This is a genomic window from Collimonas fungivorans (assembly GCF_028292705.1).
Classification (GTDB): domain Bacteria; phylum Pseudomonadota; class Gammaproteobacteria; order Burkholderiales; family Burkholderiaceae_D; genus Collimonas; species Collimonas fungivorans_B.
Genome location: NZ_JAQGLV010000268.1, coordinates 1 through 3,922 on the forward strand (window position 1 = coordinate 1; position 3,922 = coordinate 3,922).

At 62.5% G+C, this 3,922-nt stretch carries 5 protein-coding genes; 2 read left to right on the plus strand and 3 right to left on the minus strand.

Features of this window, described 5'->3' with window-relative positions:
- The coding region (locus tag JWQ61_RS15085; RefSeq protein WP_304361251.1) for a copper ion binding protein at positions 1 to 1,150 on the minus strand (1,150 nt) is incomplete at its 3' end.
- Positions 1,151 to 1,350: 200 nt separating this feature from the next.
- Between JWQ61_RS15085 and JWQ61_RS15090 the strand changes: the two genes are divergently transcribed.
- Positions 1,351 to 1,956, plus strand: coding sequence for an amino acid synthesis family protein (locus tag JWQ61_RS15090; RefSeq protein WP_304361252.1), 606 nt, complete (start codon positions 1,351 to 1,353; stop codon positions 1,954 to 1,956).
- 113 nt (positions 1,957 to 2,069) lie between these two features.
- Positions 2,070 to 2,267 (plus strand): heavy-metal-associated domain-containing protein, encoded by a 198-nt coding sequence (locus JWQ61_RS15095; RefSeq protein ID WP_304361253.1) that lies wholly within the window; start codon positions 2,070 to 2,072, stop codon positions 2,265 to 2,267.
- A 94-nt stretch (positions 2,268 to 2,361) separates the two neighbouring features.
- Here JWQ61_RS15095 and JWQ61_RS15100 read toward each other — a convergent pair whose 3' ends face one another.
- Positions 2,362 to 3,030: an alpha/beta hydrolase gene (locus tag JWQ61_RS15100; protein ID WP_304361254.1), complete on the minus strand. Its 669-nt coding sequence runs from the start codon at positions 3,028 to 3,030 to the stop codon at positions 2,362 to 2,364.
- 45 nt (positions 3,031 to 3,075) lie between these two features.
- On the minus strand, positions 3,076 to 3,922 hold an 847-nt coding region (locus JWQ61_RS15105; protein ID WP_304361255.1), incomplete at its 5' end, for an MBL fold metallo-hydrolase.

Sequence of the window (3,922 nt, forward strand, 5' to 3'; positions counted from 1 at the left end):
GGATGATGCGCGCCAGCGTGGTTTCGGCGCCGATCGCGGTGGTGGTTACCAGCAGCAGGCCTGAGCCGTTGATGGCGCCGGCGGTCACCTGGTCGTGCGCCTGTTTTTCTACCGGCAGGCTCTCGCCTGTCAGCAGGGATTCGTCGACCTGGCTGTGTCCCTCCAGCACCACGCCGTCAGCGGCGATGCGTTCGCCGGCGCGCACTACCACCACGTCGCCGAGCTGCAAGGCGGTGATGGCGATTTCGCGGTCGACGCCGTTGCTTCGCACCGTGGCGCGTTCCGGGCGCAGCGCATTCAGGGCGCGGATGGCGTCGGCGGTCTGGCGCTTGGCGCGGGTTTCCAGCCATTTGCCGAGCAGCACCAGCGTGATGACCGCCGCCGATGCTTCAAAATACAGGTGCGCCATGGCGCCATGCCCGGCCGCCAGCAACAGGTACAGCGACAAGCCGTAAGCAGCGCTGGTGCCGAGCGCCACCAGCAAATCCATGTTGCCGCTGCCTGCCTTCAGCGCGCGCCAGCCGGCGCGGTAGAAGCGGGCGCCGAGCCAGAACTGCACCGGCGTCGCCAGGGCCAACTGCCACCAGCCGGGCAAGGCCCAGTCCAGGCCGAACGGCATCGCCAGCATCGGCAGCACCAGCGGCAGGGTAAACAACGCGGCAGCGGCGACCGGCCACCAGCTCGGCCATGCGCTCTTGCCGGCCGCAGCATCTTGCGTGGATTTGGGCAGCGAGGCTTCATAGCCCGCCGCCTTGATTGCGGCGATCAGCTTGTCGACCGGCACCACGCCTGCGGTGCCCAAGGTCGCTTTTTCGCTGGCCAGGTTGACCGCCACGGTCTGCACGCCGGCCACTTTGAGCAAGGCTTTCTCGACCCGGCTGACGCAGGACGCGCAGCTCATGCCTTCGATATCCAGCGTGACTTCCTGCTGCCTGACCTGGTAGCCGGCTTTTTCCACGGCGGCGACCAAGGGCGCGATGGTGGTTGCGCCATCGGCTTGCACGGTCGCCAGTTCAGTCGCCAGGTTGACGCTGACTTCGCGCACGCCGCTTACCTTGCGCAAGGCCTTTTCGACATGGGATACGCACGACGCGCAGCTCATGCCGTCTATCGGTAACTGGAACTCGGTGCCTGTGACTGTGCTGCTCATGATGGGCTCGGCTTGGATAGTGGTGATGACTGCATGATCCACCTTCCCATCATGGGAAGGTCAAGCACAATTTTAACAGCCTGCGTTTTGCGCTGCCAAAAGCTCTACCGCATATACGCAATGCGCTATACGGCAAGGGGCAGCGGCAAGTTAGGATGCCTGTCCAAGGAATTTTCCTCATCAACTTGCCAAAAGACATCATGACCAAACCAGCCAATTTCGAGAATTACCATATCCGCAAGTGGTACACCCAGATCGATGACACCCTGGCCAACGAAAGCGGCATGCTGGCCGACGGCAGCCTGCTGCGTAAGATCGTGATCGCCGCAGCCATCCACAATCCCTACGCCGGGCGTTTCAGCGACAGCCTGGACCTGATCCTGGCCAATTCGCCGGCGCTGGGCCATGAGTTCGGCCGCCGCATCGTCGCCGCACTGGGGCAGGACCAGGTGGAAAGCTACGGCAAGGCTTGCATCGTTGGCATCGGCGGCGAATACGAGCACGGCAACGCCTTCCTGACGCCGGCCATGGTGATGCCGATCCGCGAAGCCATCGGCGGCGGCAAGGCCTGGATTCCTTCGTCTGGCAAGCGCGGCGTGCCGGGCACCGAGCTCGATATCCCGCTGGCGCATAAACATGCCTTGTACGTGCCTTCGCATTACGACACCGTCACCACCCAGTTCTTCGATGCGCCGAACGCCGATGAAGTCGTGGTGGCGTTCGCCGTGGCGACCCGTGGTCGCCTGCATGCACGCCTGGGCGGTTTGAAAGCCAGTGAAATCGAAGGCAAGAACGGTTTGAACTAAGCGGTTTGCGGCGGCCGGTAACGGACCTCGATCATTTATTGTTGGTTGGTGCTTGACCTTGCTACGATGGGAAGGTTTATAGTTGAATCAGGTAACCAAGGGAGTAAACAGAAATGATCGAATTCAATGTGCAGGACATGACCTGCGGCCACTGCGCCGGCCGCATTACCAAAGCCATCAACGGCGTGGATGCAGGCGCCAAGGTGGAGATCAAGATAGAAGGGCGCACGGTCTCGGTTGAGAGCACCGCGACTGCGGGCGAACTGGCCGAAGCAATCAGCGATGCGGGATACACGCCGCAAGTGGTCTGAGATTCATCCTGGATGGAAAAAGCCGGGGGCGCCTGGCTCGCATAGCGGGCTAGGCGCCCCCGGCTTTTTTTATAAGTTGAGCCGGCGCCTGGCTTCAGGCCAGCACGCGGCGCAGCCAGCTGCCGATATCCGCGACTTCTTCCGCGCACACCGAATGCGGCATCATGTATTCATGCCATTCAACCTGGTAACCCAGCTGCTTGAGCAAGTCGCGCGATTTTTCCGCGCGGTCGATCAGCACCACCGGATCGCCACGGCCATGCGCCTGGAAAATTGGCGTGTGCTGGTTGGCGGCATGGCGCTCCGCTTCAGTCTTGTCGCTCAGCGGCAGGTAGCCGGACAGGCACATCAGGCCGGCCAGTTTCTGCGGATAACGCAAGCCGGTTTGCAGCGCCATCGCGCAGCCTTGCGAGAAGCCGGCGATCACGATTTTATCGGCAGCGATGCCAAGCGCGATCTGCTGGGCGATCAGCGCTTCGATTTCGGTTTGCGATTTGCGCAGGCCGGCTTCGTCTTCGCGCCGGATCAGGTCTGTGGTGAGGATGTCGTACCAGGCTGGCATCACATAGCCGTTGTTGATGGTCACCGGGATCGCCGGCGCGCTCGGGAACACGAAGCGGATGCCGGGGCAGCCGCTCAGGTCCAGCTCTTTCACGATAGGGACGAAGTCGGAGCCATCGGCGCCAAGGCCGTGCATCCAGATGACGGCTGCGGTCGGCGTTTCGGAGGTAGAGATTTCCAGGGTTTCGAGGGTGCTTGACATGGGATGGTCCGGATAGAAAGATGGATGGGAATTTTGGGGATGGCGTCAGATTACCATCAGGTCTTTGCCGACGATGATTTCGCCGCTGAACTGCCGGCGCGCCTCGGCCGACCACATGTCGTCGCTGATCGCCGGGTCGCCGCCCGGCACAAAGTGGCTCAGCACCAGCGTCTTGACGCCGGCGCGCGCCGCCACCTTGCCGACCTGGGCGGTGCTGGTGTGGCTCTTGACCAGGTGGTCGAGCAGGGTAGGAGCATTGTCGACGGTCTTCATCAGTTTCTCCAGCGCCGGCAGGTACATCACTTCGTGCACCAGCACGTCGGCGCCCTTGGCTAGCTTGATCAGGTTCTCGTTGTAGGCGGTATCGCCGGAGAAAACCACCGAGCGGTCCCTGGTGTCGAAGCGATAGGCGAAGGCGGGCTTGAGCGTGTAGTGGTCGACCAGCGTGGCGGTGACCTTTACCTGGTCGTTTTCCATGACTACGCGCGGGCCGTCGAATTCGTGAGTGTTGATCAAGGGGCGCAATGGCGGCCGGCCTTCTTCCTGTATGCGGGTGGCGATGTCGATGGCGTTCATGTGGACAAAATCATCCATCATCTGGCGCATTCCCGGCGGCCCGTACAGATGCACAGGAGTCGCCAGCCCGGTGGCCCAGGCCAGGAACACCATGTTGCCGAGGTCGGCGTTGTGGTCGGAGTGCTGGTGGGTCAGGAAAATGTCGCGTATCTGCGGCAGCTTGATGCCGGCTTTGGTCAGCTGCAAGGCCACGCCGTTGCCGCAGTCGACGACATATGGCTGGCCGTCCACCAGCAGCACATTGGCCGGCGCCGCGCGCAAGGCTGACGGCGTCGGTCCGCCCTTGGTGCCGAGCAGGATCAGTTGCGTGCCCTTG